At 72.7% G+C, this 717-nt stretch carries 2 protein-coding genes; one reads left to right on the plus strand and one right to left on the minus strand.

Annotation, left to right across the window (positions count from 1 at the left end):
• Positions 1–137, plus strand: a 137-nt coding sequence (locus tag AOK00_RS37015) for a YjbQ family protein (RefSeq protein ID WP_173861546.1), incomplete at its 5' end; no start/stop codon positions are given.
• A 43-nt stretch (positions 138–180) separates the two neighbouring features.
• Here AOK00_RS37015 and AOK00_RS40220 read toward each other — a convergent pair.
• Positions 181–717, minus strand: a 537-nt coding sequence (locus tag AOK00_RS40220) for a pectinesterase family protein (RefSeq protein ID WP_254047339.1), incomplete at its 5' end; no start/stop codon positions are given.

Consider the following 717-nt stretch of genomic DNA (forward strand, 5'->3'; position numbering starts at 1 on the left):
CTGCCATCGTCGCCCCGCACGCGACACTCCCCGTGATCGACGGCGAACTGGCGCTCGGCACCTGGCAGTCGGTGTGCCTGGTGGACACGAACAAGGACAACCCCGACCGCCAGGTCCGTCTGTCGTTCCTCGGGTAGCGGACCCGGAGGCGTCGATCCCCCGCGGGCGTCGCCCCGGCCCTCAGGGACCCCCTCCCCCCTTCCCGAGGGTTCGGCGCCACCGGGGCGGGCACGGGTCCCAGTCGCCCAGGTAGCCGGTTCGGGTCGCCGATTCGGCCTCGGCCGGGGTGAGTTGGGGGCGGTTCTCCGGCACGGTGACCCGGGCGCCCGGGCCGGAGTTGCGGTACTCGCCGAAGCGCTGCTCCTGCCACGGGTAGGCGTCCCGCATGTTCGCGTACGGGGCGACCGCGTCGGTCCCCGCGTCGAGCACGCTCTCCCGGACCACGAGCGACGGCCAGGCGGTGAGGTCCGAGCCGGGTACCCAGGGCCGGGCCAGCTTGTAGTGGCCGTCCGGGGCCTCGCTGGTGATCCGGCAGTGGGAGGCGAGGAACCCGTACGGGTTCTCCCGTGCCGTGGACGGGGCGAAGACGAAGCCGTGCGGGGCCGCAGCCAGATCGGGGCGGAACAGCGTACGGAACCGGCAGTGCTCGAACACGGCGGTGGCCCGGCCGAAGACGAAGTCGACGTCACCCTCCACGTAACAGTGCGCGAAGTACTG

This window comes from Streptomyces aureus (genome assembly GCF_001418135.1).
GTDB classification, from domain to species: Bacteria; Actinomycetota; Actinomycetes; order Streptomycetales; family Streptomycetaceae; genus Streptomyces; species Streptomyces aureus_A.